Annotated in this window: 22 protein-coding genes; 13 read left to right on the forward strand and 9 right to left on the reverse strand. The window is 72.7% G+C overall.

What is annotated here, in order from left to right; genetic code table 11:
• Positions 1 to 7: 7 nt before the first annotated feature.
• Together ACZ5CW_RS36950 and ACZ5CW_RS36955 are read right to left on the reverse strand one after the other, a co-directional pair.
• The gene (locus ACZ5CW_RS36950; RefSeq protein ID WP_468609421.1) at positions 8 to 1,519 is read right to left on the reverse strand and encodes an APC family permease; all 1,512 of its coding nucleotides are present in this window, start codon (positions 1,517 to 1,519) and stop codon (positions 8 to 10) included.
• A gap of 127 nt (positions 1,520 to 1,646) precedes the next feature.
• Positions 1,647 to 2,501, reverse strand: a complete 855-nt coding sequence (locus ACZ5CW_RS36955) for a diacylglycerol kinase family protein (protein WP_468609423.1) — start codon at positions 2,499 to 2,501, stop codon at positions 1,647 to 1,649.
• A gap of 197 nt (positions 2,502 to 2,698) precedes the next feature.
• Here ACZ5CW_RS36955 and ACZ5CW_RS36960 point away from each other — a divergent pair, with 197 nt between their 5' ends.
• Both ACZ5CW_RS36960 and ACZ5CW_RS36965 read left to right on the forward strand, forming a co-directional pair.
• Positions 2,699 to 3,982 (forward strand): adenylosuccinate synthase, encoded by a 1,284-nt coding sequence (locus ACZ5CW_RS36960; RefSeq protein WP_468609425.1) that lies wholly within the window; start codon positions 2,699 to 2,701, stop codon positions 3,980 to 3,982.
• Positions 3,983 to 4,090: 108 nt separating this feature from the next.
• Positions 4,091 to 4,318: a hypothetical protein gene (locus tag ACZ5CW_RS36965; RefSeq protein WP_468609426.1), complete on the forward strand. Its 228-nt coding sequence runs from the start codon at positions 4,091 to 4,093 to the stop codon at positions 4,316 to 4,318.
• Here ACZ5CW_RS36965 and ACZ5CW_RS36970 read toward each other — a convergent pair.
• The 4 genes from ACZ5CW_RS36970 to ACZ5CW_RS36985 form a co-directional block, all read right to left on the reverse strand.
• Positions 4,287 to 6,152, reverse strand: coding sequence for a serine/threonine-protein kinase (locus ACZ5CW_RS36970; RefSeq protein WP_468609428.1), 1,866 nt, complete (start codon positions 6,150 to 6,152; stop codon positions 4,287 to 4,289). The genes ACZ5CW_RS36965 and ACZ5CW_RS36970 overlap by 32 nt on opposite strands.
• Positions 6,153 to 6,212: 60 nt before the next feature.
• Complete coding sequence (locus tag ACZ5CW_RS36975) at positions 6,213 to 6,863, reverse strand: hypothetical protein (protein ID WP_468609430.1); 651 nt, start codon at positions 6,861 to 6,863, stop codon at positions 6,213 to 6,215.
• 110 nt (positions 6,864 to 6,973) lie between these two features.
• Entirely contained in the window at positions 6,974 to 7,669 is a 696-nt protein-coding gene (locus ACZ5CW_RS36980) for a GntR family transcriptional regulator (RefSeq protein ID WP_468609431.1), read from the reverse strand.
• A 149-nt stretch (positions 7,670 to 7,818) separates the two neighbouring features.
• The gene (locus tag ACZ5CW_RS36985; RefSeq protein ID WP_468609433.1) at positions 7,819 to 9,174 is read right to left on the reverse strand and encodes an aminotransferase class III-fold pyridoxal phosphate-dependent enzyme; all 1,356 of its coding nucleotides are present in this window, start codon (positions 9,172 to 9,174) and stop codon (positions 7,819 to 7,821) included.
• Positions 9,175 to 9,370: 196 nt separating this feature from the next.
• Here ACZ5CW_RS36985 and ACZ5CW_RS36990 point away from each other — a divergent pair, with 196 nt between their 5' ends.
• Positions 9,371 to 11,398 carry a serine/threonine-protein kinase gene (locus ACZ5CW_RS36990; RefSeq protein ID WP_468609435.1) on the forward strand — a complete coding sequence of 676 codons (2,028 nt, stop codon included), beginning with the start codon at positions 9,371 to 9,373 and terminating at the stop codon, positions 11,396 to 11,398.
• A gap of 39 nt (positions 11,399 to 11,437) precedes the next feature.
• Here ACZ5CW_RS36990 and ACZ5CW_RS36995 read toward each other — a convergent pair whose 3' ends face one another.
• Positions 11,438 to 12,187, reverse strand: coding sequence for an SLATT domain-containing protein (locus ACZ5CW_RS36995; RefSeq protein ID WP_468609437.1), 750 nt, complete (start codon positions 12,185 to 12,187; stop codon positions 11,438 to 11,440).
• A 277-nt stretch (positions 12,188 to 12,464) separates the two neighbouring features.
• Here ACZ5CW_RS36995 and ACZ5CW_RS37000 point away from each other — a divergent pair, with 277 nt between their 5' ends.
• From ACZ5CW_RS37000 to ACZ5CW_RS37030, 7 genes are all read left to right on the forward strand, one after another.
• On the forward strand, positions 12,465 to 12,809 hold the full coding sequence (locus tag ACZ5CW_RS37000; protein ID WP_393739597.1) for a YbaB/EbfC family nucleoid-associated protein: 345 nt from the start codon (positions 12,465 to 12,467) through the stop codon (positions 12,807 to 12,809).
• A 119-nt stretch (positions 12,810 to 12,928) separates the two neighbouring features.
• Positions 12,929 to 13,528, forward strand: a complete 600-nt coding sequence (gene recR, locus ACZ5CW_RS37005) for a recombination mediator RecR (RefSeq protein ID WP_073887722.1) — start codon at positions 12,929 to 12,931, stop codon at positions 13,526 to 13,528.
• On the forward strand, positions 13,521 to 14,183 hold the full coding sequence (locus ACZ5CW_RS37010; protein ID WP_468609439.1) for a DUF5063 domain-containing protein: 663 nt from the start codon (positions 13,521 to 13,523) through the stop codon (positions 14,181 to 14,183). The genes recR and ACZ5CW_RS37010 overlap by 8 nt, the downstream gene beginning before the upstream one ends.
• Before the next feature lie 188 nt (positions 14,184 to 14,371).
• Positions 14,372 to 15,643 (forward strand): aspartate kinase, encoded by a 1,272-nt coding sequence (locus tag ACZ5CW_RS37015; protein ID WP_468609441.1) that lies wholly within the window; start codon positions 14,372 to 14,374, stop codon positions 15,641 to 15,643.
• Positions 15,643 to 16,701, forward strand: a complete 1,059-nt coding sequence (locus ACZ5CW_RS37020; protein WP_468609443.1) for an aspartate-semialdehyde dehydrogenase — start codon at positions 15,643 to 15,645, stop codon at positions 16,699 to 16,701. The genes ACZ5CW_RS37015 and ACZ5CW_RS37020 overlap by 1 nt, the downstream gene beginning before the upstream one ends.
• A gap of 362 nt (positions 16,702 to 17,063) precedes the next feature.
• Complete coding sequence (locus ACZ5CW_RS37025; RefSeq protein WP_468609445.1) at positions 17,064 to 17,744, forward strand: SigE family RNA polymerase sigma factor; 681 nt, start codon at positions 17,064 to 17,066, stop codon at positions 17,742 to 17,744.
• 61 nt (positions 17,745 to 17,805) lie between these two features.
• Positions 17,806 to 18,876 (forward strand): hypothetical protein, encoded by a 1,071-nt coding sequence (locus ACZ5CW_RS37030; RefSeq protein WP_468609447.1) that lies wholly within the window; start codon positions 17,806 to 17,808, stop codon positions 18,874 to 18,876.
• Here the strand turns inward: ACZ5CW_RS37030 and ACZ5CW_RS37035 are convergent.
• Positions 18,849 to 19,643, reverse strand: a complete 795-nt coding sequence (locus ACZ5CW_RS37035; RefSeq protein WP_468609449.1) for an SURF1 family protein — start codon at positions 19,641 to 19,643, stop codon at positions 18,849 to 18,851. The genes ACZ5CW_RS37030 and ACZ5CW_RS37035 overlap by 28 nt on opposite strands.
• 248 nt (positions 19,644 to 19,891) lie before the next feature.
• Here ACZ5CW_RS37035 and ACZ5CW_RS37040 point away from each other — a divergent pair, with 248 nt between their 5' ends.
• Entirely contained in the window at positions 19,892 to 21,691 is a 1,800-nt protein-coding gene (locus tag ACZ5CW_RS37040) for a S9 family peptidase (protein ID WP_468609451.1), read from the forward strand.
• Positions 21,692 to 21,882: 191 nt separating this feature from the next.
• Here the strand turns inward: ACZ5CW_RS37040 and ACZ5CW_RS37045 are convergent, their stop codons facing one another.
• On the reverse strand, positions 21,883 to 23,721 hold the full coding sequence (locus ACZ5CW_RS37045) for an NAD-binding protein (protein WP_468609453.1): 1,839 nt from the start codon (positions 23,719 to 23,721) through the stop codon (positions 21,883 to 21,885).
• Between the two features lie 159 nt (positions 23,722 to 23,880).
• On the opposite strand from ACZ5CW_RS37045, the gene ACZ5CW_RS37050 reads away from it, so the two are divergent.
• Positions 23,881 to 24,912, forward strand: coding sequence for a permease (locus ACZ5CW_RS37050; RefSeq protein WP_468609455.1), 1,032 nt, complete (start codon positions 23,881 to 23,883; stop codon positions 24,910 to 24,912).
• Complete coding sequence (locus ACZ5CW_RS37055) at positions 24,909 to 25,637, forward strand: TIGR03943 family putative permease subunit (protein WP_468609457.1); 729 nt, start codon at positions 24,909 to 24,911, stop codon at positions 25,635 to 25,637. The genes ACZ5CW_RS37050 and ACZ5CW_RS37055 overlap by 4 nt, the downstream gene beginning before the upstream one ends.
• The last annotated feature ends 38 nt before the right edge of the window (positions 25,638 to 25,675 follow it).

Genomic DNA, 25,675 nt, shown 5'->3' on the forward strand with positions numbered 1-25,675 from the left:
TCCCGGCTCAGCGTTCCTTGGTCTCCTCCAGCACCGTCCGTCCCAGCAACGCGTACCGCTCGGGGGAGCGGTGCTTGAGGTACTGGGCGCAGCCGACGCCGGCCGCCGCGACCAGGGCGACCAGCCACGGGGTCGCCTTCAGCACCAGTGAGCCGGACTCGGGCCCGGCCGCCGCGCCCATGTTGGACACCAGCAGCACGACCACCGCGAGCATCGCGACGCCGCCCAGCAGGGGCGCGGTGAAGGTGCGGAACCAGTGGCGGCTCTCGGGGTGGTGGGAGCGGAAGTACCACAGCACCGCGAACGAGCACACGGCCTGGACGACGAGGATCGCCATGGTGCCGAGGATCGCGAGCAGGACGTACGTACCCGTGTAAGGGTCCTTGCCCGCGGCCCAGAACGCGGCGATCAGCACCCCGCTCACCACCGTCTGCACCAGGCCGGCGATGTGCGGGGAGCCGTGCCGGGCGTGCGTGCGCCCGACGGTGTTCTTCAGCGAGGGCAGGACGCCCTCCCGTCCCAGCGCGTACAGATAGCGGGCGGCGCAGTTGTGGAAGGCCATGCCGCAGGCCAGGGAGCCGGTGATCATCAGCCACTGCATGACGTCGACCGCCCAGTGACCGACGTAGCGCTCGGTGGGGCCGAAGAACATCGCGAGCGGGTTGGCGGACGAGGCGGCCCGCACCGCCTCCGCCTCGCCGTTGCCGGTGATGGCCATCCAGGAGACGAGGACGTAGAAGACCCCGACGCCGAGGACGCTGATCATCGTCGCCTTCGGGATGATCTTCTTCGGGTCGCGGGACTCCTCGCCGTACATCGCCGTCGACTCGAAGCCGACCCAGGACCAGAAGGCGAAGAACAGGCCGAGCCCGGCGGAGGTGCCCTTGAAGGCGTTGACGGGGTCGACCGGCGCGAAGGTGAACCCGTGCGGACCCCCGCCGTGGAGGGCCACGGACACCGCCATGGCCGCCAGCACGGTGACCTCCGTCGCCAGCAGTACCACCAGCAGCTTCTCGGCGACGCTGACCCCGAACCAGGTGCCGGTGGCGTTGATCGCGAGCATCAGGACCGCGAAGGCCCACCAGGGCACGTGCAGCCCGGTCTGGTCCTTCAGCGTGGTCGTGGCGAACGTGGAGAAGATGCCGATCAGCGCCGGCTCGAAGACGACGTAGGCGAAGGTGGCCAGCAGTCCGGAGGCCAGCCCCACGGTCCGTCCCAGCCCGTAGGAGATGAAGCCGTAGAAGGCGCCGGTGGACGTGATGTGCTTCGCCATCGAGGTGAAACCGACGGAAAAGATTGCCAGGACGACCATTGCGACGAGATAGCTTGCGGGTGCCCCGACGCCGTTGCCGGACGACACCATGAAGGGCACGTTCCCGGTCATCGCCGTGATCGGCGCGGCTGTGGCGACCGCCATGAACACCACACCGAGCAGGCCGACGGCATTGGGTTTCAGCCGATGGACCGTGCCGTCGCCGTCCGTCCCCGCCGCCGGAGCGACGCCCTCGTCCACTGCCATCGGGTGGCCCCCTCCGTGTCCGGTCCTCGGGTCCTGATGCAGCAGAATGCTGGACGAGGGACACGCTCGGGAAGGGGTCGGCAGGGTTAAATATTTGTCACCAGACCTTTAGGGGGTGCCGTGCCCGTCAGGGATGGGCGGGCAGGGTGAGCCCCCAGGCCCCCTCCACCACCCGCCACGTCCGCCTGCGCACCGGGCCCGCGATCGCCGCGTCCGCGCGGTAGCGGAAGTCGGCGCCCACGACCGTCACCGTGCGCCCGGAGGCCAGCAGGGGGGTCGCCTCCGCGCCCACCGAGAGGGGCCGTACCTCCACCGAGGCCGCGCCGCCCGTGCCCGCCGTCACCGAGACCGCCTCGACCGGCTGGTCCAGGTCCACCACCGTCTCGCCGTCGACCTCCACCCGGAGCCGGGCGGGACCGGGAGCCGGTACGGCGGAGAGGCGGGTGGGGCGCGGTGCCAGGGTGCGGACCAGCGAGCGGTACGTCGTGCGCAGCCAGGGCCGCCCGGACGGCACGCCCACCGGCTCGGCGGCAGCCGCCCGCACCGGCGCCGGCGGAATGCCCAGGGTGCCCAGCACCACCCCGTCGCTGTCGTCGACGAGGAGGTCCAGGCGGCGCTCGGCGCCGTCCAGGACCGCCCGTGCCGCCGCCACCGCTCCCGTCGGCACCCCCAGGGACTCCGCCAGCCCCAGCGTGCCTCCCACGGGCACCACCGACAGCGCGCAGTCGGCCAGCTCCCGCTGCCGGTGCAGCAGGGTCACCGCCCGCACCAGGGCCCGGTCGTCGCCGACCACGACCGGGCGCCTCGAACCCCGTCGGCCCAGCGCGCGGGCGAATTCCTCCGGCCCCTGCGGCAGACACACCTTGGCCGCCGCACCCGCGCTGAGCACGTCTTTCACGATCCGTACGGACTCCCCGTCCGCCTCCCGTGCTGTCGGATCGATGATCACCAGCAGCTGATCGGACGTCGCGAAAGTCGCCACCTCGGTCCTGCCTCGCTTCCTCGGGTAGCATCTTTGTGCAAGAGCCCCTTGCGCTATTGCGCCAGGGGCTTCGTCTATTCCGGGGCATCCGGTCCGACGGTTGTGCGACCAACGGCGGTCGCTGTGGCACGCGGCGGTGAACCTTACGCCCACGCCCCCGACCTTGGACATGCCCCGCCCGGAAGGGGTGTACGCGCGTGCCCGCACTTGTGCTGCTCGGTGCTCAGTGGGGTGACGAAGGCAAGGGGAAGGCGACCGACCTGCTCGGTGGCTCGGTGGACTATGTAGTGCGATACCAGGGCGGCAACAACGCCGGCCACACGGTCGTCGTCGGCGACCAGAAGTACGCACTCCACCTTCTCCCTTCCGGAATCCTCTCGCCCGGCTGTACGCCGGTCATCGGTAACGGTGTCGTCGTCGACCCGTCGGTCCTGCTCTCCGAGCTGAGCGGTCTGAACGAGCGTGGCGTCGACACGTCCAAGCTCGTGATCAGCGGTAACGCGCACATCATCACGCCGTACAACGTGACCGTCGACAAGGTGACGGAACGCTTCCTCGGCAAGAGGAAGATCGGCACGACCGGGCGCGGTATCGGTCCCACCTACGCCGACAAGATCAACCGCGTGGGCATCCGGGTCCAGGACCTGTACGACGAGTCGATCCTGACCCAGAAGGTCGAGGCTGCCCTCGACATCAAGAACCAGATCCTGACCAAGCTGTACAACCGGCGCGCGATCGCCGTCGGCCAGGTCGTCGAGGAGCTGCTGGGCTACGCCGAGCAGATCGAGCCGTACGTCGCCGACACCGTGCTGCTCCTCAACCAGGCGCTGGAGAACGACAAGGTCGTCCTGTTCGAGGGCGGCCAGGGCACCCTCCTGGACATCGACCACGGCACCTACCCCTTCGTCACCTCCTCGAACCCGACCGCGGGCGGTGCCTGCACCGGCGCCGGTGTGGGCCCGACGAAGATCAGCCGTGTGATCGGCATCCTGAAGGCGTACACGACCCGGGTCGGCGCCGGTCCCTTCCCGACCGAGCTGTTCGACGAGGACGGCGAGGCGCTGCGCCGCATCGGCGGCGAGCGGGGCGTCACCACGGGCCGCGACCGCCGCTGCGGCTGGTTCGACGCGGTCATCGCCCGGTACGCGACCCGTGTGAACGGCCTGACCGACTTCTTCCTCACCAAGCTGGACGTGCTGACCGGCTGGGAGCAGATCCCGGTCTGCGTGGCGTACGAGATCGACGGCAAGCGCGTCGAGGAGCTGCCGTACTCCCAGACCGACTTCCACCACGCGAAGCCGGTCTACGAGACGCTGCCGGGCTGGTCCGAGGACATCACCAAGGCGAAGTCCTTCTCCGACCTGCCGAAGAACGCCCAGAACTACGTCAAGGCGCTGGAGGAGATGTCCGGCGCCCCGATCTCCGCGATCGGCGTGGGACCGGGCCGCGACGAGACGATCGAGATCAACTCGTTCCTGTAGGCCGCGGGCGGGGCACGGCCCCGCCGAGTGCTCGGACCGCCCCGCCGATCCGCCCCCGGGCGTGATCGGCGGGGCGGTCGCGCGTGGTGCGCGATGCACAATCGGAGTATGAGCGTCCACCGGAACGCACGGTGCCGGGGACCGTTCGGCGGTGAAGGGGACCAGGCCGACGGCACGGACTGCTCCGACCCGGCCGTCTTCGAGGTCGCCCGCTACAACAGGCCGCCGTTGCGGGTGTGCCCGGTGCACCTCGGGCCCTCGCTGCTGATGGCGAGCGGAGTGCTGTGGCCCCCGGTGATCCGCCTCATCGGGCGCCTGTCGGACCGGCAGCCGTAGCCCCCTGGCCCCGGCCGGTCCGCGGCAGGGTGAAGGGCCCGTCGGGGGCCGTACAGCCCGGGTCCGAGCGGCTCGGGTCCAGGACGGGCGGGGTGGTGCGCAGGGCGGTGTTCGCGTCGAGGACGACCGCCCGCCACGTGCAGTCGCGGCCGGAGACCCGGCGCGTGCCGGTGACCAGGGGCTCCCCGATGGAGCCGTGGGCGACGCGCACGGTCCAGCCACGGGCGGTCCGGGTGCCGGAGAAGGCGGCGGGCACGGGGTCGCCGGGGCGGCCGGCCGGGGTGAGGGTCGCCGCCTCGTCCGGGGTGTTGAGCCACATGACGTCGCCGTCCTCCTGCGCCAGCGTGATGGTGCCCATCAGCGGGCACGCGCTCCTGGGCGCGCCGGCGGGCAGGATCGTGCGGTAGCTCGGGTCCGTCAGCGAGAGCCCGTCCGGCGAGACGGAGGCCGTGCCGAACGTGCCCTCGCAGACCGCGTCCCGTGTCGCCGCGAGGTAGCGGATGCCGTCCACGTCGTACGCGGACAGGCGCAGGGTGAACCACGTCTGGCCGAGGTACTGGCCCACGGTGACCTGGCGTTCGCCGTAGAGGGAATCGATGATGTCCGTGGTTCCCGCGGTGCCGGAACCGTCCTCCTCCGCGGGGACGGCCTCGCCGTCGAACAGCGGCAGGACCACCGCCGCGCCCACCGCGACCGACAGCGCTCCCACGAGACCGACCAGGACGCCCGCGATCCGCCGTCCGACGAGGATCCTCCGTGACGGGGGCGCCGTCAGGATCCGTGGGGGAGTGATGCCCGCCTCCGGCACGTCCAGCGGGTCGTGCCGGCGCACCGGTGCCGGCGGTTCGGAGGGGTCCGGGAGATCCGGGAAGTCCGGGAACTCCGGGACCTCCTCCTCCTGCGCGGCGCCCTCCCCCAGCCGCGGCACCTCGGGCACCGGCTCCGCCGCCACCCGGTCCAGGCGCCGCAGCAGCTCCGCCGGGAGCCAGGCGCCCGCCCGGGCCGCACGGGTGAGGTCCACCAGCTCGGGGACGGTCGGCCGGTGGGCCGGGTCCTTGGCCAGACAGCGCCGCACCAGAGCGCGCAGCACCTCGGGTACGCCGGTCAGCTCCGGTTCCTCGTAGGCGATCCGGAACAGCAGCGCGTGCACACCGCCCCCGCCCGGGCCCTGGAAGGGCGACCGCCCCGTCGCCGCGTACGTCAGGACGCTGCCGAGGGAGAAGACGTCCCCGGCCGGAGTGACCCGCTCGCCCCTGACCTGCTCGGGGGACATGAACTCCGGTGTGCCGACGAGGGTCCCGGTGCGGGTGAGGGTGGAGTCGGTGCCGGCGTCCAGGGCGTGGGCCACGCCGAAGTCGATGACCCGGGGCCCGTCGACGGTGAGCAGGATGTTGGACGGCTTCAGGTCGCGGTGGACCAGACCGGCACCGTGGATGGCGTCCAGGGCCCGGGCCAGCCGGTGCGCCAGGATGTGCGCGGACGCGGAGGGGAGCGGGCCGAAGTCGCCCCGTACGACGGCCCGCAGGGTCGGCCCGGGGACGTACTCCGTGGCGACCCAGGGCTGTTCGGCGTCCGTGTCCGCGTCCAGCACCCGCGCCGTCCACGCCCCGCTGACCCGCCGCGCCGCCGCCACCTCGCGGGTGAACCGGCGCCGGAACTCGTCCTGTTCGGCGTCGGGGTCGGTGCGGATCAGCTTCACCGCGACCGTCGTCGCCTCGGGGGCGCTCCCCGCCTCACGGGCGAGGTACACCCGTCCCATGCCGCCCGATCCGAGCCTGGACAGCAGACGGTAGGGGCCTATCAGGGCCGGGTCGTCGGGGGACAGGGGCTGCATGGTCCGCGATCATTCCAGAACCCGATCGCCGCCGCGGGAGCGCACCGGCCGGCCCCGCGGTCAGCTGAACACGATCATCGATCCCTGCGCCAGGGACCGGGTCGCCGCCGCGTGCAGGCCCAGCCACACGTGCCGCTCGCGGGCGAAGGGGCTGGGGTCGTACGGCGCCGGGACGGCCGGTTCCTCCAGCTCGGTCGGTGCGGCGGGCGGTTCGGGGGCGGCCGGGGGGTTCGCGGGGTCGATGCCGATGGCCGGGGCCACGTACTGGAGTTCCCGGAGAAGGGTCTGCGAGGAGCCCAACGGGCCGCCGCCCGCGAGCAGGTCGTCGTTCGACAGCGGGTGCGGGAAGTCGACGGGGACGTACGCGCCCGCGTGGTCGTAGTGCCAGACCAGGTGGGACTGCTGGGCCGTGGACTCGAACATCTCCAGCAACTGCTCGTAGTCCCCGCCCAGTTCGTCCACCGGCGTCACCGGCAGGCCACACACCTGGAGCAGGTAGACCCGGCGCAGGAAGTGCAGGGCGTCGTAGTCGAAACCGGCCACCGGGGCGACGTCACCGGACAGGCCCGGCATGTACTGGTACACCGGTACCGGTGGAAGCCCGGCCTCGGCCAGCGCCTTGTTGTATTGCGCGAGTTCCTCGGCGAACGGGTTGTCCGGGGTGTGGCACAACACGTCGACGAGCGGTACCAGCCACAGGTCACAGGCCAAAAGAGGACTCCTCGCATCGGCAGGCGCACGGTCACGCACGGCAGCAGGTGGTCAGGGAAGGGTAGTCGCTGCGGCCCACGGTGGCTTCCCCGTGGGACCGTACCGGTCACCTACCCGTTGGTCAGGTGTTCCAGCAGCGCCAGCGAGTGGGCGTTGGCCGCGGCGACGATCCGGCGGGCGGTCTCGGCCTCGCGGCGGGCCAGCGCGTCGACCAGTTCCGTGTGACCGGCCCAGAGGCGGCCGCGCAGGTCGGGGAGGCGGAGCAGGTGCTGCACCGCGCACACCCAGGACTGCACGCGCAGCCGGTCCAGGAAGTCGGCGAGATAGGGGTTGCCGAACAGGGCGCTCAGCTCGCGCCAGAACCGCAGGTCGTAGCCGACGAGGATGGTGAGGTCACCGGCCGCGGCCGCGCGCTGGGCCTCCTCGCCCCGGCGGCGGACGGTGGCCAGTGCCGCGGTGGTGCGCGGGTCGTCCGGCGGGGTGCGGAAGGCGGGGTGGCCCGAGACGAGGGCCTGGAACATGCCGTCGGTGACCAGACTGCGGGCCTCGATCATGTTCCGGTAGTCGGTGACGGAGTACTCGGGCACCCGGAAGCCGCGGTGCTGGTCGGCCTCGAGGATGCCCTGCGCGGACAGGTCGACCAGCGCTTCACGGACCGGGGTCGCCGAGACGCCGTACTGGTCGGCGATCTCCTTGACGGTGAACGCCCGGCCCGGTCGCAGTCGTCCCGCCAGCACCTCGTCACGGAGCGCGTCCGCGATCTGCTGCCGCAGGGTGCTGCGCGTCACGGCGCCGTTGCCGGGCATGGTCCGGGCCTCTCCTCACGCATCCGGTGACGTACGGGTACGTATCCGGGTGACGTACTCGTTCGTACTCGCTGTCTACGCGAGTACTCATGTCTTACGAGCACGTCACCTTACGCGTTCGGATCGGTCCGGCGGCAGCCTCGGTTCGGTTACACCGTGTACTCGTCGGCCACGGTCAGCGCGGCGTCGAGCGCGGCCAGCCCCTCCTTCAGCTCGGCCTCGGTCACGTTGCACGGCGGGACCACATGGGTGCGGTTCATGTTCACGAACGGCCACAGGCCGTGCTGCTTGGCGGCCGCGGCGAAGGCGGCCATCGGGGCGTTCGCCTCGCCGGCCGCGTTGTACGGCACCAGCGGCTCGCGGGTCTCGCGGTTCTTCACCAGCTCCAGCGCCCAGAACATGCCGACACCGCGCACCTCGCCGACGCTCGGATGCCGCTCGGCCAGATCGGCGAGAGCGGGGCCGACGACCGTCTCGCCGAGCCGCTTGGCGTTCTCGACCACGCCCTCCTCCGCCATCACGCCGATCGTGGCGACGGCGGCGGCGCAGGCCAGCGGGTGCCCGGAGTAGGTCAGGCCGCCGGGGTACGGACGCTTGCCGAAGGTCTCCGCGATCCGCCCGGAGATGGCGACACCGCCGAGCGGGACGTAGCCCGAGTTCACGCCCTTCGCGAAGGTCATGAGGTCGGGGACGACGCCGGACAGGTCGGCCGCGAACCACTCACCGGTCCGGCCGAAGCCCGCCATGACCTCGTCCAGGACGAAGACGATCCCGTACTTGTCGCACAGCTCGCGGACGCCGGCCAGGTAGCCGGGCGGCGGGACCATGATCCCGGCCGTGCCCGGGACGGTCTCCAGGATGATCGCGGCGATCGTCCCCGGGCCCTCGAAGGCGATCGTCGTCTCCAGGTGCTCCAGGGCCCGCGCGGTCTCCTGCTCCTCGGTCTCGGCGTAGAAGCGGGAGCGGTAGAGGAAGGGTGCCCAGAAGTGGACGACGCCGGCGCCGGCGCTGTCGGAGGCCCAGCGGCGCGGGTCGCCGGTGATGTTCACGGCCTGCTGGGTGCCGCCGTGGTACGAGCGGTAGGCGGAGAGCACCTTCGGGCGGCCCGTGTGCAGCCGGGCCATGCGCACCGCGTGCTCGACGGCGTCCGCGCCGCCGTTGGTGAAGAAGATCTTGTCCAGGTCGCCGGGGGTCCGCTCGGCGATCAGCCGGGCGGCCTCCGAGCGGGCCTCGATCGCGAAGGCGGGCGCGAAGGTCGTCATCTTCGCGGCCTGCTCCTGTATCGCCGCGACGACCTTGGGGTGCTGGTAGCCGATGTTCGTGTAGACGAGACCGCTGGTGAAGTCCAGGTACCGCTTGCCGTCGTAGTCCCAGAAGTACGACCCCTCGGCGCCGGCGACGGCGAGCGGGTCGATGAGGTCCTGGGCGGACCAGGAGTGGAAGACGTGCGCGCGGTCCGCGGCCTTCACTGCGGCGCCGGCGTCGGGGTTGGGCTGAGGGGTCATGCCCGCGAGCGTAAATGTCCGCGATGCGGAAGCGACATCGGCGTCTTGCCCCCTGGGCGGGCGGTTTCCGCGACAGGTTGTCCAAGCGGAGGGTGGGCCGGCCTGTTACGGAACCGTAGACCCAGGCTCGCTCCCCACCCGGCACGGCCGCACTATTCTCGGTCTGTTGCGACCTATGGGGGGAAGGCGGCGCGGGATGGAGAAGCTGGGGGCGGGGGACCCGCAGGGGAGGATCGGGGGCTACCGGCTGCTGGCGCGGCTCGGTGCGGGCGGCATGGGGCACGTGTACCTGGCCCGGTCGGACCGCGGTCGTACCGTCGCCGTGAAGCTGGTCCGCGAGGAGCTGGCCGAGCAGGAGGAGTTCCGGGCGCGGTTCCGGCAGGAGGTGCAGGCCGCGCGCCGGGTCGGCGGGTACTGGACCGCGCCCGTGCTGGACGCGGACACCGAGGCGGCGGTGCCGTGGGTGGCCACCGGATATGTCGCCGGCCCGAGCCTGCAGCAGGTGGTGGGCCACGATCACGGAGCGCTGCCCGAGCGGTCGGTACGGATCCTCGCGGCGGGGCTCGCGCACGCGCTGAAGGACATCCACGCGGCGGGCATCGTGCACCGGGATCTCAAGCCGTCGAACGTGCTGGTCACCATCGACGGGCCGCGGGTCATCGACTTCGGGATCGCGCGGGCGCTGGAGACGACCCAGGCGGGCGGCGAAGGGCTCACCCGGACCGGATCGCTGGTCGGCTCGCCCGGGTTCATGGCGCCCGAGCAGGTGCGGGGCGACCGGATCACGTCGGCGTGCGACGTGTTCTGCCTCGGGTCCGTGCTGGCCTACGCGGCGACCGGTGTGCTGCCGTTCGGGACCGCGAACAGCGGCGTGCACGCGCTGATGTTCCGGATCGCCCAGGAGGAGCCGGACCTGGCGGGGGTGCCGGAGGGGATCGCCGACCTGGTGCGGGACTGCCTGCGCAAGGAGCCGGGGGCCCGGCCTTCGCTGGACGCGATCCTGGAGCGGACGGGGGCGGAGGACACCGTGGCCGGGGGGCGCTCACGGGACCCGTGGCTGCCGGGGTCGCTGGTGGCGCAGCTGGGGCGGCACGCGGTGCGGTTGCTGGAGGCCGAGGACCCGGAGGGGGACGGTGCGCCTTCCGGCACGGATGCCGGTGCGGCTGCGTCCGGCGGCACCCGGACCCCGGACGGCGCGGAGTTCCCCCTCGCACCGCCCGTGCCCGCATCGTCGCCGGGCCCGGGTGGCCCCGGCGCGGGGTCCCGGCCGCCGGCGGCCGCGGGCGACGTCGCGGGGGCGGGGGGTGCGGCGCCTGAGCACGGTGCCGTCTCCGACGGCGGATCCGTGCCGCCTCCCCCGGTGAGTCCGCCGTCGGTCGGTGGCGGGGCCGGCGTCGATCATCTGCCGACCATGCTGTCCGGGCAGACGCCGCCGCCCGGGTTCGGGGCGGCGCCGGGACCGTACGGGTATCCGCAGCAGCACCCTCAGCCCCCCGTCGGCTACGGCTATCCGCAGCAGCCCGGTGCCGGGGCGTGGGGCGGAGCGCAGCCGCCGTACAACCCCTATGGCGGCGGGCTCGGCTCCACCCCGCCGTACGGGCCGCCGCCGGTCGGCGTCGGGCCGGAGCCGGAGCGGCGCAACGGGCGGGGCACCGCACTGCTCGTCGTGATCGCCCTGGTCGTCGCGCTCGGCGCGGGCGGCACGGTGTACGCGCTGATGCGGAACGGCGGCGGTGGCGACGACAAGGGCGGCGGCACGGTCAGCCCCGCGCCCACCGCCACCTCCGCGCCGGCGACCGACGGGACCTCGCCCGGCCCGACCACGTCGGCGCCGTCCGCCTCCGCCTCCGCGTCCGCCACCACGGACGGGGCGGTCCCGGACGCCTACCTCGGCACCTGGGAGACCACGATCGACAACTCGGACGGTGCCAACACCCGTGAACTGACCATCTCGCAGGGCAAGGTGGGCGAGACCGTGCTGACGCTGGTCGCGGACGGCCCGACCGACGGCGGTGGGCAGTACCACTGTGTCTTCGAGGCCAAGCTCACCGAGGAGCCCACGGGGGACGGGCCGTTGGAGATCGGGCCGTCCACCGTCACCTCCGGCGAACCCGCCTCCTCCTGCTCCCCGGGGGAGGCCACCGAGGTCACGCTGCTCTCGGACGGCCGGCTCAAGCGGGCGAAGCGGAGCGGCGGGGAGAGCCTGACGTACAGCAGGCAGTGAGGGGGGTGCGGGGGCCGGCCGGCCGCGGCGCAGGGCACCCTACCGAGGCTCCGGGGGGCGCTGGCGGGGCATGTTCGGGCGGGAGCCGTTCGCCGGGGGCAGCGGAAAGCGGCCCCCCACGCCCCCGTGGTCCTGGCGCGGCACGGACGCCGCCGCCGTCTGGATGCCGAGCGGTGCCGAGCCGGTGCGGAACTCCACCATCCAGTCGGTCGTCTCCGTCCGCACCAGCTCCGTGACGTCCTCCGAGAACCGCCGCAGCACGCTCAGGCACCGCTCGGTCGCCTCGCTCGCCGTGCCCTCCGCCGGCCCCAGCACCTCCCGCACGCTCTCCGAGGCCCAGTCGTACTGCAGGGCCTGCAGCCGACGCTGCACCGCCTGCGCGGTCGCCACGTCCCTCATCCATCCGGAGGTGACCCCGAAGAACCGGTCGATGCCGACGCAGGTGACCCCGAGGAGCAGGGCGAGACAGCCCCAGGGCGCCACTCCGCCGGCCGCCCCGGTGAGGTCGAGGAGGGGCAGCGCGGCACCGGCCACCGCGCCCGCCGCCGCGCCGATCCGCAGCACCCGGGCGCCCCGGCGCTTCCACATCCGGTCCCGCAGGTACCAGGCCGTCGTCTCCAGCGCTCCGCGCTCCACCCACCGGTACAGCTCGTCGAGCCGCTCGGCGGGCTCCCCCCAGTCCCCGAGCGGAAAGGCCCGCCCGGTCAGATCGCCCGGCCGCAGCCCGGCCGCACCCTCGCCCCGCCCGTCCTGAGGCGGACCCTCGGGCTGCATCTCCGGCTGACCCACCCGGCACTCCCTACTGATCACGACCGGTCACGTAGCGTGACATTCCCCTGCTGACGCGCGCCAACCTTCCTACCGCCCAATGGGTGGCGGAGAGGGAGCTTTCCCTGCTTTTCCGCCCGTAAGGGGGCCTTGATCAGGTATAGGACTGCCACCGTTCTCACTCGAAAGAGTGGCGGGGCGATGGCCGCGTGGACCACGTAGGCTCGTGCACAGCGGAGAAAGACGTCGCGTACCGATGTCGCGGACGGACGTCGGAGAAGACAGCGAGGAGCTGATCGTGATCCCCGGTGGTGGCCAGCCCAACATGCAGCAGCTGCTCCAGCAGGCCCAGAAGATGCAGCAGGACCTGCAGCGGGCGCAGGAGGAACTGGCGAACACGGAGGTCGACGGGCAGGCGGGCGGCGGTCTGGTGAAGGCGACCGTCACGGGCTCCGGCGAGCTGCGCGCGCTCAGGATCGACCCGAAGGCGGTGGACCCCGAGGACACCGAGACCCTCGCCGACCTGATCGTGGCGGCCGTCCAGGCGGCCAACGAGAACGCGCAGACGCTGCAGCAGCAGAAGCTGGGACCGCTGGCCCAGGGGCTGGGCGGCGGCAGCGGCATCCCCGGCCTGCCGTTCTGACCGGCTGACGCGCCGACCGTTGTGGTGTTCGCCATCGGCGCGACACCCCCACCGCCTTCCAAGGAGAGGCGGCAGCCAACTACCGTACGTACCGAAAGGTCTCCAGGAAGGGCAGTCCGTTGTACGAAGGCGTGGTCCAGGACCTCATCGACGAGCTGGGGCGGCTGCCCGGCGTCGGTCCCAAGAGCGCGCAGCGGATCGCCTTCCACATCCTGCAGGCGGAGCCGACGGACGTGAAGCGGCTCGCGCAGGCGCTCCTGGAGGTGAAGGCGAAGGTCCGCTTCTGTGCGACCTGCGGCAACGTGGCACAGGAGGAACTGTGCAACATCTGCCGTGACGCCCGGCGCGACCCCTCGGTCATCTGCGTGGTCGAGGAGCCCAAGGACGTCGTCGCCATCGAGCGGACCCGGGAGTTCCGCGGGCGGTACCACGTCCTCGGCGGGGCGATCAGCCCGATCGAGGGGGTGGGCCCCGACGACCTGCGGATCCGGGAACTTCTGGCGAGGTTGGCCGACGGGACGGTCACGGAGCTGATCCTGGCCACGGATCCCAATCTCGAGGGCGAGGCGACGGCGACGTACCTCGCCCGCATGATCAAGCCCATGGGCCTGAAGGTCACCCGCCTGGCCAGCGGCCTCCCGGTGGGCGGCGACCTGGAATACGCGGACGAGGTCACCCTCGGCCGCGCCTTCGAGGGGAGACGACTCCTAGATGTCTGACGCCACGCTGCACGACACGACGCAGAACCCGGACGACTTCGTGGTCCAGATCGCGGACCAGGTCGAGAGCTTCCTGGTGGCCGTCACGGAGGTGGCGAAGGGCGACGAGCCCGAATCGGCGGTCCCCTTCCTCCTTCTGGAGGTCTCCCAGCTCCTGCTCGCCGGCGGCCGGCTCGGCGCCCACGAGGACATCGTCCCCGAGGAGCGCTACGAGCCCGACCCGGGCCCCGAGCCCGACGTGGACGAACTGCGCGAGACCTTCGCCCGCCTGCTGGACCCCATCGACGTCTACTCCGAGGTCTTCGACCCGTACGAGCCCCGCACGGCCCCCGTGCCGGCCCGCCTCTCGGACGACCTCGCCGACATCATCACCGACCTCCGCCACGGTATGGCCCACTACCGCGCGGGCCGCACCACGGAGGCCCTGTGGTGGTGGCAGTTCTCCTACTTCTCCAACTGGGGGCCCACGGCCTCCGCGGTCCTGCGCGCCCTTCAGTCGGTCCTGATCCACGTCCGTCTCAACCAGCCCCTGGAAGAACTCGACGGCCTCGACACCGACCAGGCCGCCATGGGCGACGAGACCCTGGAGTTCGAGGCCGGCCGCGTGATGGCCGAGGAGATCGGCGGTCCGCTGGGCATCCGGCCGGGCAAGTAGCGCGCGTCGGCCACTGTGAGCCGGGGCACGTTCGGCGTGGAGTGGCTCGTCCTGGGCAGGTTCCGCAATCGAGCGGCCGAGGCCTCACCGGGAGGCCTCACGGATGTCTCACCATGCGGGAGCAGGGTGGTGGAATTCGGACGCTCGATAGACTGAGCCGACACAAACGAACCGAGCGAGGAGCGCACGTGGGCCTTGTCGTGCAGAAGTACGGAGGCTCCTCCGTAGCCGATGCCGAAGGCATCAAGCGCGTCGCCAAGCGGATCGTGGAAGCGAAGAAGAACGGCAACCAGGTTGTCGTCGTCGTTTCCGCGATGGGCGACACGACGGACGAGCTGATCGATCTCGCCGAGCAGGTTTCTCCGATGCCTGCCGGGCGCGAATTCGACATGCTGCTGACCGCCGGAGAGCGTATCTCCATGGCCCTGCTGGCCATGGCGATCAAAAACCTGGGCCACGAGGCCCAGTCGTTCACCGGCAGCCAGGCAGGCGTCATCACCGACTCGGTCCACAACAAAGCCCGGATCATCGACGTCACGCCGGGCCGTATCCGGGAGTCCCTGGACAAGGGCAACATCGCCATCGTCGCCGGGTTCCAGGGCGTCAGCCAGGACAAGAAGGACATCACCACGCTGGGCCGTGGCGGGTCCGACACCACGGCCGTGGCCCTCGCCGCGGCGCTCGACGCCGAGGTCTGCGAGATCTACACCGACGTCGACGGCGTGTTCACCGCCGACCCGCGCGTGGTGAAGAAGGCGAAGAAGATCGACTGGATCTCCTTCGAGGACATGCTGGAGCTGGCTGCCTCCGGCTCCAAGGTGCTGCTCCACCGCTGTGTGGAGTACGCCCGCCGCTACAACATCCCGATCCACGTCCGGTCCAGCTTCAGCGGACTGCAGGGCACGTGGGTCAGCAGTGAGCCGATTGGGGACCAGAAGGTGGAGCAGGCCATCATCTCCGGTGTCGCGCACGACACCTCCGAGGCCAAGATCACGGTCGTCGGTGTACCGGACAAGCCGGGTGAGGCCGCCGCGATCTTCCGGACCATCGCCGATGCCGAGATCAACATCGACATGGTCGTGCAGAACGTCTCCGCCGCCTCCACGGGCCTGACGGACATCTCCTTCACGCTGCCGAAGACCGAGGGCCGCAAGGCCATCGACGCGCTGGAGAAGAACCGGCCCGGGATCGGCTTCGACTCCCTGCGCTACGACGACCAGATCGGCAAGATCTCCCTGGTCGGCGCCGGTATGAAGACCAACCCCGGCGTCACCGCCTCCTTCTTCGAGGCGCTGAGCGACGCGGGCGTGAACATCGAGCTGATCTCGACCTCCGAGATCCGCATCTCCGTCGTCACCCGCGCGGACGACGTGCCGGAGGCCGTCCGTGCCGTGCACACCGCCTTCGGGCTGGATTCCGACACCGACGAGGCCGTCGTCTACGGAGGCACGGGCCGCTGATGGCGCCGACCGGAAAGCCGACGCTCGCGGTCGTGGGAGCGACCGGAGCCGTCGGCGCGGTCATGCTCCAGATCCTGTCCCAGCGCGCGGACATCTGGGGTGAGATCCGTCTGATCGCCTCCCCGCGCTCGGCCGGCCGCAAGCTGGCCGTGCGCGGGGAGGAGGTCGAGGTGGTGGCCCTGACGGAGGACGCCTTCGCCGGGGTCGACATCGCCCTGTTCGACGTCCCCGACGAGGTCGCCGCCGAGTGGGCGCCGATCGCCGCCGCGCGCGGCGCGGTCGTCGTCGACAACTCGGCCGCCTTCCGGCTGGACCCGGATGTGCCGCTCGTGGTGCCCGAGGTCAACCCGCACGCGGCGCGGAGCCGCCCGCGCGGGATCGTCGCCAACCCCAACTGCACGACCCTGACGATGATCGTCGCGCTGGGCGCGCTGCACGCCGAGTTCGGGCTGCGCGAGCTGGTGGTGTCGTCGTACCAGGCGGTGAGCGGGGCCGGGCGGGCCGGGGTGGAGACGCTCAGGTCGCAGCTGTCGCTGGTGGCCGGTACGGAGCTGGGGACCAAGCCCGGGGACGTGCGGCGGGCCGTCGGGGACGACACCGGGCCGTTCCCCGAGCCGGTCGTGCTCAATGTCGTCCCGTGGGCCGGGTCGCTCCGGGAGGACGGCTGGTCGTCGGAGGAGATGAAGGTGCGGGACGAGTCCCGCAAGATCCTCGGACTGCCGGCGCTGCCGGTCGCCGTGACCTGTGTGCGGGTGCCGGTGATCACCACGCACTCGCTGACCGTCCACGCCCGCTTCCAGGGCGAGGTGACCGTCGACGGCGCCCGCGAGATCCTCGCCACCGCCCCCGGGGTGGTGCTGTGCGACGACCCGGCCGCGGGCGAGTTCCCCACACCCGCCGATGTGGTGGGCACCGACCCGACCTGGGTCGGCCGGGTGCGGCGGGCGCTGGACGACCCGACCGCGCTCGAACTCTTCGTGTGCGGCGACAACCTGCGCAAGGGAGCCGCGCTGAACACCGCGCAGATCGCGGAGCTGATCGCCACGGAGTTCTGCTGATCGCAGTTCCCGCCGCAAAGACGCCGGATGGGAGCGGATCCATTTGTAGGATCTCCGTAAGAGGTGTGTTCAGAAGCATGGTCCGGGCCACTTGAATCAGACCGTGCGGCAACAGAGGATTTTCCTCCCCGCCCTGCGCAACCGCGTGCAGGGCGGGGAGCGTCTTTGCGGTCACCCTTGCGGGACCTGAGGACGTGATGATCCTGGCGTGGGGACGCCGTGATCGGGGCGTGGGGACGCCCGTTCAAAATGGGATATAGCGGAAGAGCGGGACGCATGACGGCACTTGAGGCTCCGTCGGATGTCGCACCTGTGACGCCCGGCACGTACAACCCTGGCGGGGGGAAGCGTGTCCAACTGGCGTGGCAGAGGTACTCGAACTCCCAGCGGCCCGCGGCACGGCCCTGCGGCCGCCTCGTGCGGCGCTCCGGCCCCGCACGCCCGGCGGCATGCCGGTGATCGCGCCCATGCCCGCAGCGCGGCCCGCCCGCATACCCAGTCAGCGTGAAGGTTCCGACGAGACCGCGGCGGACGCGGCCACCGCGGTCGCCGGCACCACCGTCGACCATCTCACCGAGACCTACCGGGCGCACTACCGCTCGCTGCTGGGCCTCGCCGCCCTCCTCCTCGACGACACCGCCTCCTGCGAGGACGTCGTCCAGGAGGCCTTCATCCGCGTCCACTCGGCCCGCAAGCGCGTCCGCGACCCCGAGAAGACCCTCGCCTACCTGCGTCAGACCGTCGTGAACCTCTCCCGGTCCACGCTGCGCCGCCGCATCCTCGGCCTGAAGCTGCTCTCCAAGCCGATGCCGGACATGGCGAGCGCGGAGGAAGGCGCCTACGACCAGCTGGAGCGGCGCGACCTCATCAAGGCGATGAAGGGGCTGCAGCGCCGCCAGCGCGAGGTCCTCGTGCTGCGCTACTTCGCGGACATGACCGAGGCCCAGGTCGCCGAGAGCCTCGGGATATCCCTGGGTTCGGTGAAGGCGTACGGCTCTCGGGGCATCGCCGCGCTGCGGGTGGCCATGGAGGCACCGGCGTGAACACGAACCGACGAAGCAGCATGAGCAAGAGCACACGCAATCGCACGCTGGGAACGGAACTGTGAACCACGGCCCCGACCGAAAGGGCCCCGAGAGGCCCGGCCCCGATCCCGACGGGTTCGGCCCGGACGAACCGGACCTGCGACGGATGCTGCACTCCGCGGTCGACGACCTCGAGCCGCGCACCGGCACCCTCGAGCATCTGCGCCGGGCCGTCCCCGCCCGGCGGGCCCGCAAGCGGCAGGCCGTCGTCGGCATGGCCGCCGCGGCCCTCTTCATCGGCACCGCGATCCCCGCCCTCGTGCACGTCTCCCACTCCGGCGGCTCCGACCCCAACACCGCCATGGCCGGCCAGTCCTCCCAGGCCCAGGGCGGCACCGGCCAGGGCAAGGACGGCAACGGCGGCGCCTCGGCCGGCAAGCCCGATGCCGGCGGCACCAGCGTCACGCCCGGCAAGGAGACCGCCAAGCCCGGCGAGAAGGACAAGGACAGCGCCGGCCACGGCGGTGCCCCCGGCGGTGCCGACCCCACCGCGACCCTGCCCACGGGCAACCCGCTGTGCACGGCCGCCCAGCTGGGCTCCGCCACCGGCACGGCCGACGCCCCCGACACGGCGGGCGTCGTCTACGGCACCTTCCGGGTCACCAACATCTCCTCCACCCCCTGCACCGTCGGCGGCGCGGGCAGCATCGGCGCCACCGCACAGGGCGCCGCCGACCCGGCCAAGATCGTCCGGGCCCAGCATGTGGCCGGGGACGCGGCGACCAACCTGCCCGACCCGTCCCTGGAAGTGGCGGCACTGGTCCTGCAGCCGGGCGCGGCCTACGAGGAGAAGTTCGCCTTCGTGCCCTCGGAGACCTGCCCCACCACCGGTGGCAGCCCCGGCGGTTCGGACACCGGCGGCCCCAGCCCCGACCCGACACCCACCGGAGAGACCGGCACCTCCGGCAGCACGGACAGCGGCAGCACGACCTCCGGCACGAGCACCCAGCTCGTCACCGAGGACGGTACGGCCGACGGCAGCGTCCTCATCTCCCACACCGCCCAGCCGGGCTCACCGACGACTTCGGCGGTCGTCTCCAACGCGTGTGCGGGGACGGTGTATTACACCGAGGTGCTGGCGGGGGCGTGAGGCTCCGGCTCGGTCGCCAGGCCCAGCGCCGCGTCCCGCTGGAACTCGACCTCCCGCCGCAGCAACCGGAACCACATGAACACCACGAAACCGGCGAAGACGAACCACTCCCCGGTGTAGCCGAGGTTCTGGAACGCCTTCAGGTCCAGCCCCGTCCCGTCCGGCGCACTCGCGGGCACGGCCTTCATCCCCGAGTCGGCCTTGTCCAGGGTGACCCAGGCGTCGTACAGCTTGTACGGCACCAGGTTCACCAGTGACGCCGAACTGATCGCCGCCGTCTGCCCGGCGGGAAGCCCGCCCTGCGCGCCGACCCCGCTGTCCCCCGGGCTCTCGGACGCCTGCAGCGCGCCGGTGACGGTGACCTCGCCGCTCGGCGGGGCGGGCGCCTCGGCCGCGTCCGCGGTGCCCGGCAGCCAGCCCCGCACCACGGGCAGGGCCTTGCCGGAGTCGGTACGCAGCAGCGTGAGCACGTAGAAGCCGCGCCTGCCGTCCACCTCCCGGCCCGGCACCAGCAGCTGTGCGCCGTACCGGCCGCTCGCGGTGACCCTTCGCCCCGAGGTGCTCTTGTCGACGGGCAGCATCCGCTCCAGCGGTCGCGCGCTCTCGTGCCGGCCGGAGGCGGCCTGCTCGGTCGCCGTGCGATGGTCCTGCACTCGCCCCTCGAACCGGCTCAGCTGCCAGGACCCCATGAAGACGCAGAACGGGATGGCGAGCAGCACGAAGACGTTGATGCCCCACCAGCGGGGTGTCAGCAGAAACCGGTACACGCCCTCCACGGTACGGCGCCCGTGCCGGGGGCCCGCCCGCGGGTCGGCGTTCGGCGGCCTCCCCGGAGCGGATCAGCGGGATGCGCGGGTGGTCCGCCGGGACGCGATGGCAGCCATGTCCTCAGCCGGCCCTCGGGAGGGGCGGGGAGGCGGTCTGTGCGCTCATGCCGGAAAGTTGTCCACAGGCTGCGCACACCCACCACCCAATTGTCGGTTCGACCAGGCAGTATGGGCGCATGACTGGGGCCATGAGTGAGAGCAAGTCGCCGGATGTGCCGGACTGGGAGAGGCGCTTTCGGGCGCCGCGGGTGTCGCTGCCGGACTGGGCGGAGGACGCGCCCGACCGCTCCCTGTTCGTGTCGAACGCGACGGGCACGTACGAGCTGTACGCCTGGGACCGTGCCACGGGCGAGCAGCGGCAGGCGACGAACCGGCCGAACGGCACGACGGACGGTGTGCTCTCCCCGGACGGCGCCTGGATCTGGTGGTTCGACGACAAGGACGGCGACGAGTTCGGCATCTGGCGCCGCCAGCCCTTCACCGGAGGGGACGACGCGCCGGCGGTGCCCGGCCTCGACCCCTCCTACCCGGCCGGTCTGGCCCTGGCCCGCGACGGCCGCACCGCCGTCGTCGGCCGTTCCACGGACGAGGAGGGCACGACCATCCACCTCGCGCGCGAGGGCGAGGACCCGGTCGAGATCTACCGGCACCGCGAGTCGGCGGGCGTCGGCGGCCTCTCCCACGACGGCACCCTGATCGCCGTCGAGCACACCGAGCACGGCGACGCCATGCACGCGGCGCTGCGCGTGCTGCGCCCGGACGGCTCGACGGTCACCGAGCTGGACGACACCGAGGGCGGCACGCGGGAGCTGGGCCTGGAGGTGCTGGGCTTCGCCCCCGTCGACGGCGACACCCGCCTGCTCATCGGCCATCAGCGCCGGGGCCGCTGGGAGCCGCTGGTGTGGGACGTGGCGACGGGCGCGGAGACGGACCTCGCCCTGGACCTGCCCGGTGACGTCAGCGCCGAGTGGTATCCCGACGGCTCCGCCCTCCTCGTCGTGCACGGCTTCGAGGCCCGCAGCGAGCTGTTCCGCTATGACGTGGCGGCCCGCGAGCTGACCCGTATCCCCACCCCGCCCGGCACGGTCTCCGGTGCGACGGCCCGCCCCGACGGCAGCGTGGAGTACCTGTGGTCGTCGGCCGCCGAGCCCCCGGCGGTGCGTTCGACGTCCGGCGGCGTCGTCCTGGACCCGCCCGGTATGGCGTGCCCGCCGTCGGTGGTGGTGGAGGACGCATGGGTGGAGGGCCCGGGCGGCCGTATCCACGCCCTGATCCAGAAGCCGGCCGGTGCCACGGGCCCGCTGCCCACGGTCTTCGATCTGCACGGCGGCCCGACCTGGCACGACAGCGACTCCTTCGCGGCCGGCCCGGCCGCCTGGGTCGACCACGGCTACGCGGTCGTCCGCATCAACTACCGCGGCTCCACGGGCTACGGCCGCGACTGGACCGACGCCCTCAAGCACCGGGTCGGCCTGATCGAGCTGGAGGACGTGGCCGCGGTGCGCGAGTGGGCGGTCTCCTCCGGTGTCGCCGACCCCGAGCGGCTGGTCCTCACCGGCGCCTCCTGGGGCGGCTATCTCACCCTGCTCGGCCTCGGCACCCAGCCGGAGGCGTGGGCGGTGGGCATCGCGGTGGTGCCGGTCGCGGACTACGTCACCGCGTACCACGACGAGATGGAGTCCCTGAAGGCCATGGACCGCACCCTGCTGGGCGGCACCCCGGAGGAGGTCCCCGAGCGCTTCGAGGCGTCCTCCCCGCTGACCTACGTCGACCAGGTCAAGGCCCCGGTCTACATCTCGGCGGGCGTCAACGACCCCCGCTGCCCGATCCGTCAGATCGACAACTACGTCAAGCGCCTGGAGTCGCGGGGCGCCGTCCACGAGGTGTACCGGTACGACGCGGGGCACGGCTCGCTGGTGGTGGAGGAGCGGATCAAGCAGGTGGGCCTGGAGCTGGAGTTCGCGCAGCGGCACCTGGCGAGGGCGTGAGCCGTTGACCGGGAGCCGTTCGGCAGGCCCCTGAGCCGTACCGCGGCCCGGCCGGGTCCACGGGCGGGTGAGGGCGGGCGTCGCGCGTGAGTGCGGGGCGCCCGCCGGGGTGTGCCGGACCGGGGCACGGCGTCATGCCGGGCGCGGCGGGCCCGGCCGGGCCCCGGATCCACCCGTCCCGCCGGTTCGCGTCAGCCCAGCTCGGCCAGCCCGCGGCGGGTGGCGGCCACCACGACCCGGTCCCCCTTGCGCAGCACGTGATCACCGCGCACCGAAGCCCTCCCCTCCAGGGCCAGCACCCGCCACGCCCCGGCCCGGAACGCCCCCGCCACGGTCCGCCCCTCCAGCTCGGGATGCCCGTCCACCTCGACCGCGGCGAACAGCAACACCCGCCGCTCCACGGGGATCGCCCCCAGCACCTGCCGCCCCAGCATCGCCCCCGCGAAAGCCGGCGCGGCCAGGTGCGACACGCTCCGGCTGCGCGTGGAGGCCTGTGGATGCGCGGCCCGCAGCGTCCGGTACACGGCGGTGGCGAAGTCGTCGTCGTACAGCCGTAGCACCACCCGCAGGTCGGGCCGTACGGTCCGGGCGTAGAGCACGGCCTCCAGGTTGGTGGTGTCGGCGCTGGTCACCGCGAGCAGGGCGTACGCCCGGTGGATCTTCGCGGACTCCAGCACGCCCTCCTGGGTGACGTCCCCGAGGACCACCGGCACCCGCAGCCGGCGCGCCGTCGCCAGGCCCCGCGCCTCCGGGTCGGACTCCACGCACACCACGGGAACGCCCAGTTCCCGCAGCCGGGTCAGCACCCGGGTGCCGATCTTCCCGAGCCCGAGCAGGACCACGTGCCCGCCGAGTCCGCGCGGCGGTTTGCGCAGCGCGGACGCGGTCCGGAAGGTGCCCAGCGCCTCGAGGACGGCCGCCAGCAGGACGGGCAGCAGCAGCAGTCCCACCAGCCCGGACAGGAGCTGGAGGATCTGCCGGCCGAGGGACTCCCCGATGGCCGGGTCGTCGATCGCGAACATGTCGAGCAGCGTGAGGTAGAAGGCCCGCAGCGGGTGGATCCCGGTCACCACCCACAGCGCGACGGCGAGCGCGACCACGCAGCCCACGAGCCCGGCCAGCGACCAGCGCAGCCGCCGGGAGAACAGCGAGGCGAGCGAGGGGACGACCCCCACCCCGCGGCCCGGTGCCGCCGACTCCGGCCCGCCCGCGGCCGACACCTGTTCCAGCACCACGGCCGCCCGCCCGCCGGCCTGCCGTACCTCCTCGTCGTCCGGGAGCAGCCGCGGCTCCTGCTCGCCGTTGCCCTCGGAGCCGTCACCGGCGGGATCCGTCCCGGCGGGGGAGAGCAGCGCGAGGGTGCACAGTCCGGAACCGGCGCCCGGCCCGGCCCCGTGCAGCGGTCGTTCCACGGCCCGCAGCAGCAGCCCCTCGGTCTGGACGACCTTGCTGGTGCCGGCGACGGCGGTGGCGGCCAGCGCGGGCGCGGCGGTGTCGGCGTCGGACAGCACGGTGGTGGAGGCGTCGACGCCGCCGCCCTCGCCGTCCCGGCCGGGCAACCGGGCCACCTGGTCCAGGAGTTCCTCGATGTGCTGGCCCAACCGCCGGTTGTAGAGCCGTAGGACGAGCCGCAGCCGGGGATTGAGCCGGCGGGCGGTCAGCGCGGCCCGGATGTTGGTCTCGTCGTCGTCGTACACGAGGGCCAGCGCGGCCGCCCGTTCCACTCCGGCCTCGGCGAGCACGGCCTCGGTCAGCTGCGGTGCCTCCAGCACCCTGTCGCCGTCGGGGCGTTGGCCCGGCGCGGCGCCCGCGCCGGAGACGGGCCCGTTGCCGCCGCCGCGGCCGACGGAGCCGACCGCGGCGCTGACCACGCGGTCGAGCAGCGCCGACGCGCCCCGGGCCCGCCCGACCACGGGTGGCCGGGCCGTCCGCTCGTTCGGCGGTACCACGAGGGTGACCTGTTCGCCGTAGACTCCGCGCAACTCGGCGGCCAGCCGGTGCGCGAGCCCGTCGTCACCGCACACCACCATGTGCGCCGGCTGGGCCCCGGGCCCCCCTTGATACGGAACGCTCGCCACAAGGGAAAAGACTGCCCCAAGGAGAAAAGCGGTTCCAGCGACGGGTTGAACAGCTGTGCCCCGCACCGCGTACTGAGGGGGAGGCAGAGAACCAGCCGGAGGTATCCGCCCGTGGCCATCACCGAAGACGCCCCGCCCGGCGCCGCAGCCCCGGGCCCGGCGCGCCCTGGCGGCGAGCGGCCGGGGACGGACGGCCGGCGGCTCAGCTCCCCGCTGGTGCTGACCCTGGCACTGGTCCTGGCGGTGCTCGCCCAGTCCCCGATCCGCGGGGCCCTCGGCACCCCGCTGATGCAGAGCTGGATGACGGTGTTCGTGGCGGTCACCGTGCAGGCGCTGCCCTTCCTGGTCCTCGGCGTGCTGCTCTCGGCGGCGATCGCGGTGTTCGTCCCCGCGTCCTTCTTCGCGCGTGCCCTCCCGCGCCGCCCGGCCCTGGCCGTGCCGGTGGCCGGGGTCGCGGGGGCGGTGCTGCCGGGCTGCGAGTGCGCGTCGGTGCCGGTGGCGGGCGCCCTGGTCCGCCGGGGCGTGCCCCCCGCCGCCGCGCTCGCCTTCCTCCTCTCCGCCCCCGCGATCAACCCGATCGTGCTGACCGCCACCGCCGTCGCCTTCCCCCGCGACCCGGAGATGGTCCTGGCCCGGTTCCTCGCGAGCCTGCTGGTGGCGTGCGCGATGGGCTGGCTGTGGCAGCGGCTGGGCCGCACGGACTGGCTGCGCCCGCCGGCCCACGGCGCGCACGAGGGCGCGACCAGGGGCGAGACGTTCTGGAACTCGGTCCGCCACGACACCATGCACGCCGGCGGCTTCCTGGTGCTCGGCGCCATGGCCGCGGCCACGCTGAAGGCGGCGGCCCCGGCGACCTGGCTGCGCACGGCCGCCGACAGCCCCCTGTTCTCCGTCCTCGCCCTGGCCGTCCTGGCCGTCCTGCTGTCGATCTGCTCGGAGGCGGACGCGTTCGTGGCGGCCTCCCTCACCCAGTTCTCCCCGACGGCCAAGCTGGTGTTCCTGGTGGTGGGCCCGATGATCGACCTCAAGCTCTTCGCGATGCAGGCCGGCACCTTCGGCCGCGGCTTCGCGCTCCGCTTCGCGCCCGCCACCTTCGTGCTGGCCGTCGCGGGCGCCGTGGCGACCGGTGCGGTGCTGCTGTGAACCGCCAGGCCCAGGCGGCCGTCATGTTCCTGCTCGGCGCCGCCCTGCTGCACGCGGGCGCCACCGACCTCTACCTGCGCTACGTCAAGGCGGGCCTGCGCCCGCTGCTGCTGGCCTCGGGCGCGGTCCTGATCGCGGCGGCGCTCGCGACGGCCTGGTACGAACGCAGGCGCGGCAGGGCGGCCGCGGCGGGCCACGGGGGCGCCGGCCACGCCCACCCCGAACCCCGCGTCGCCTGGCTGCTGCTGCTCCCTCTCCTCGCGCTCATCCTGATCGCCCCGCCGGCCCTCGGCTCCTACAGCGCGGTGCGCTCCGGTACGGCGCTGCAGAAGCCGTACGCCTACGGCCCGTTGCCCACCGGCGATCCGGTCCCGCTCTCCGTGGTCGACTACGCCTCCCGCGCGGCCTACGACCACGGCCGCTCCCTGCGCGGCCGCCCCGTCCGCGTCACCGGTTTCCTCGCGCTGGACCACGCGGGCGCGCCCTACCTGGTCCGGATGGCCCTCAACTGCTGCGCCGCGGACGCCCAGCCGGTGAAGATCGCCCTGACCGGCGCGCTGCCCCCGGTCCTGCGCCCGGACGCCTGGCTGGAGGTGACGGGCACCTACAGCCCTCGTCTGACCCGCGACCCGGTCAACGACGGCCCCATCCCGTACCTGCGGGTCACGGCGGCTCGCCCGGTCCCGGTACCGCACGACCCGTACGACGAGACCTGGAACACCTGAGCGCGCGGTGTCGGGACCCACAGGGCGACGCCGTGCCG

Source organism: Streptomyces sp. NPDC031379 (genome assembly GCF_055569615.1).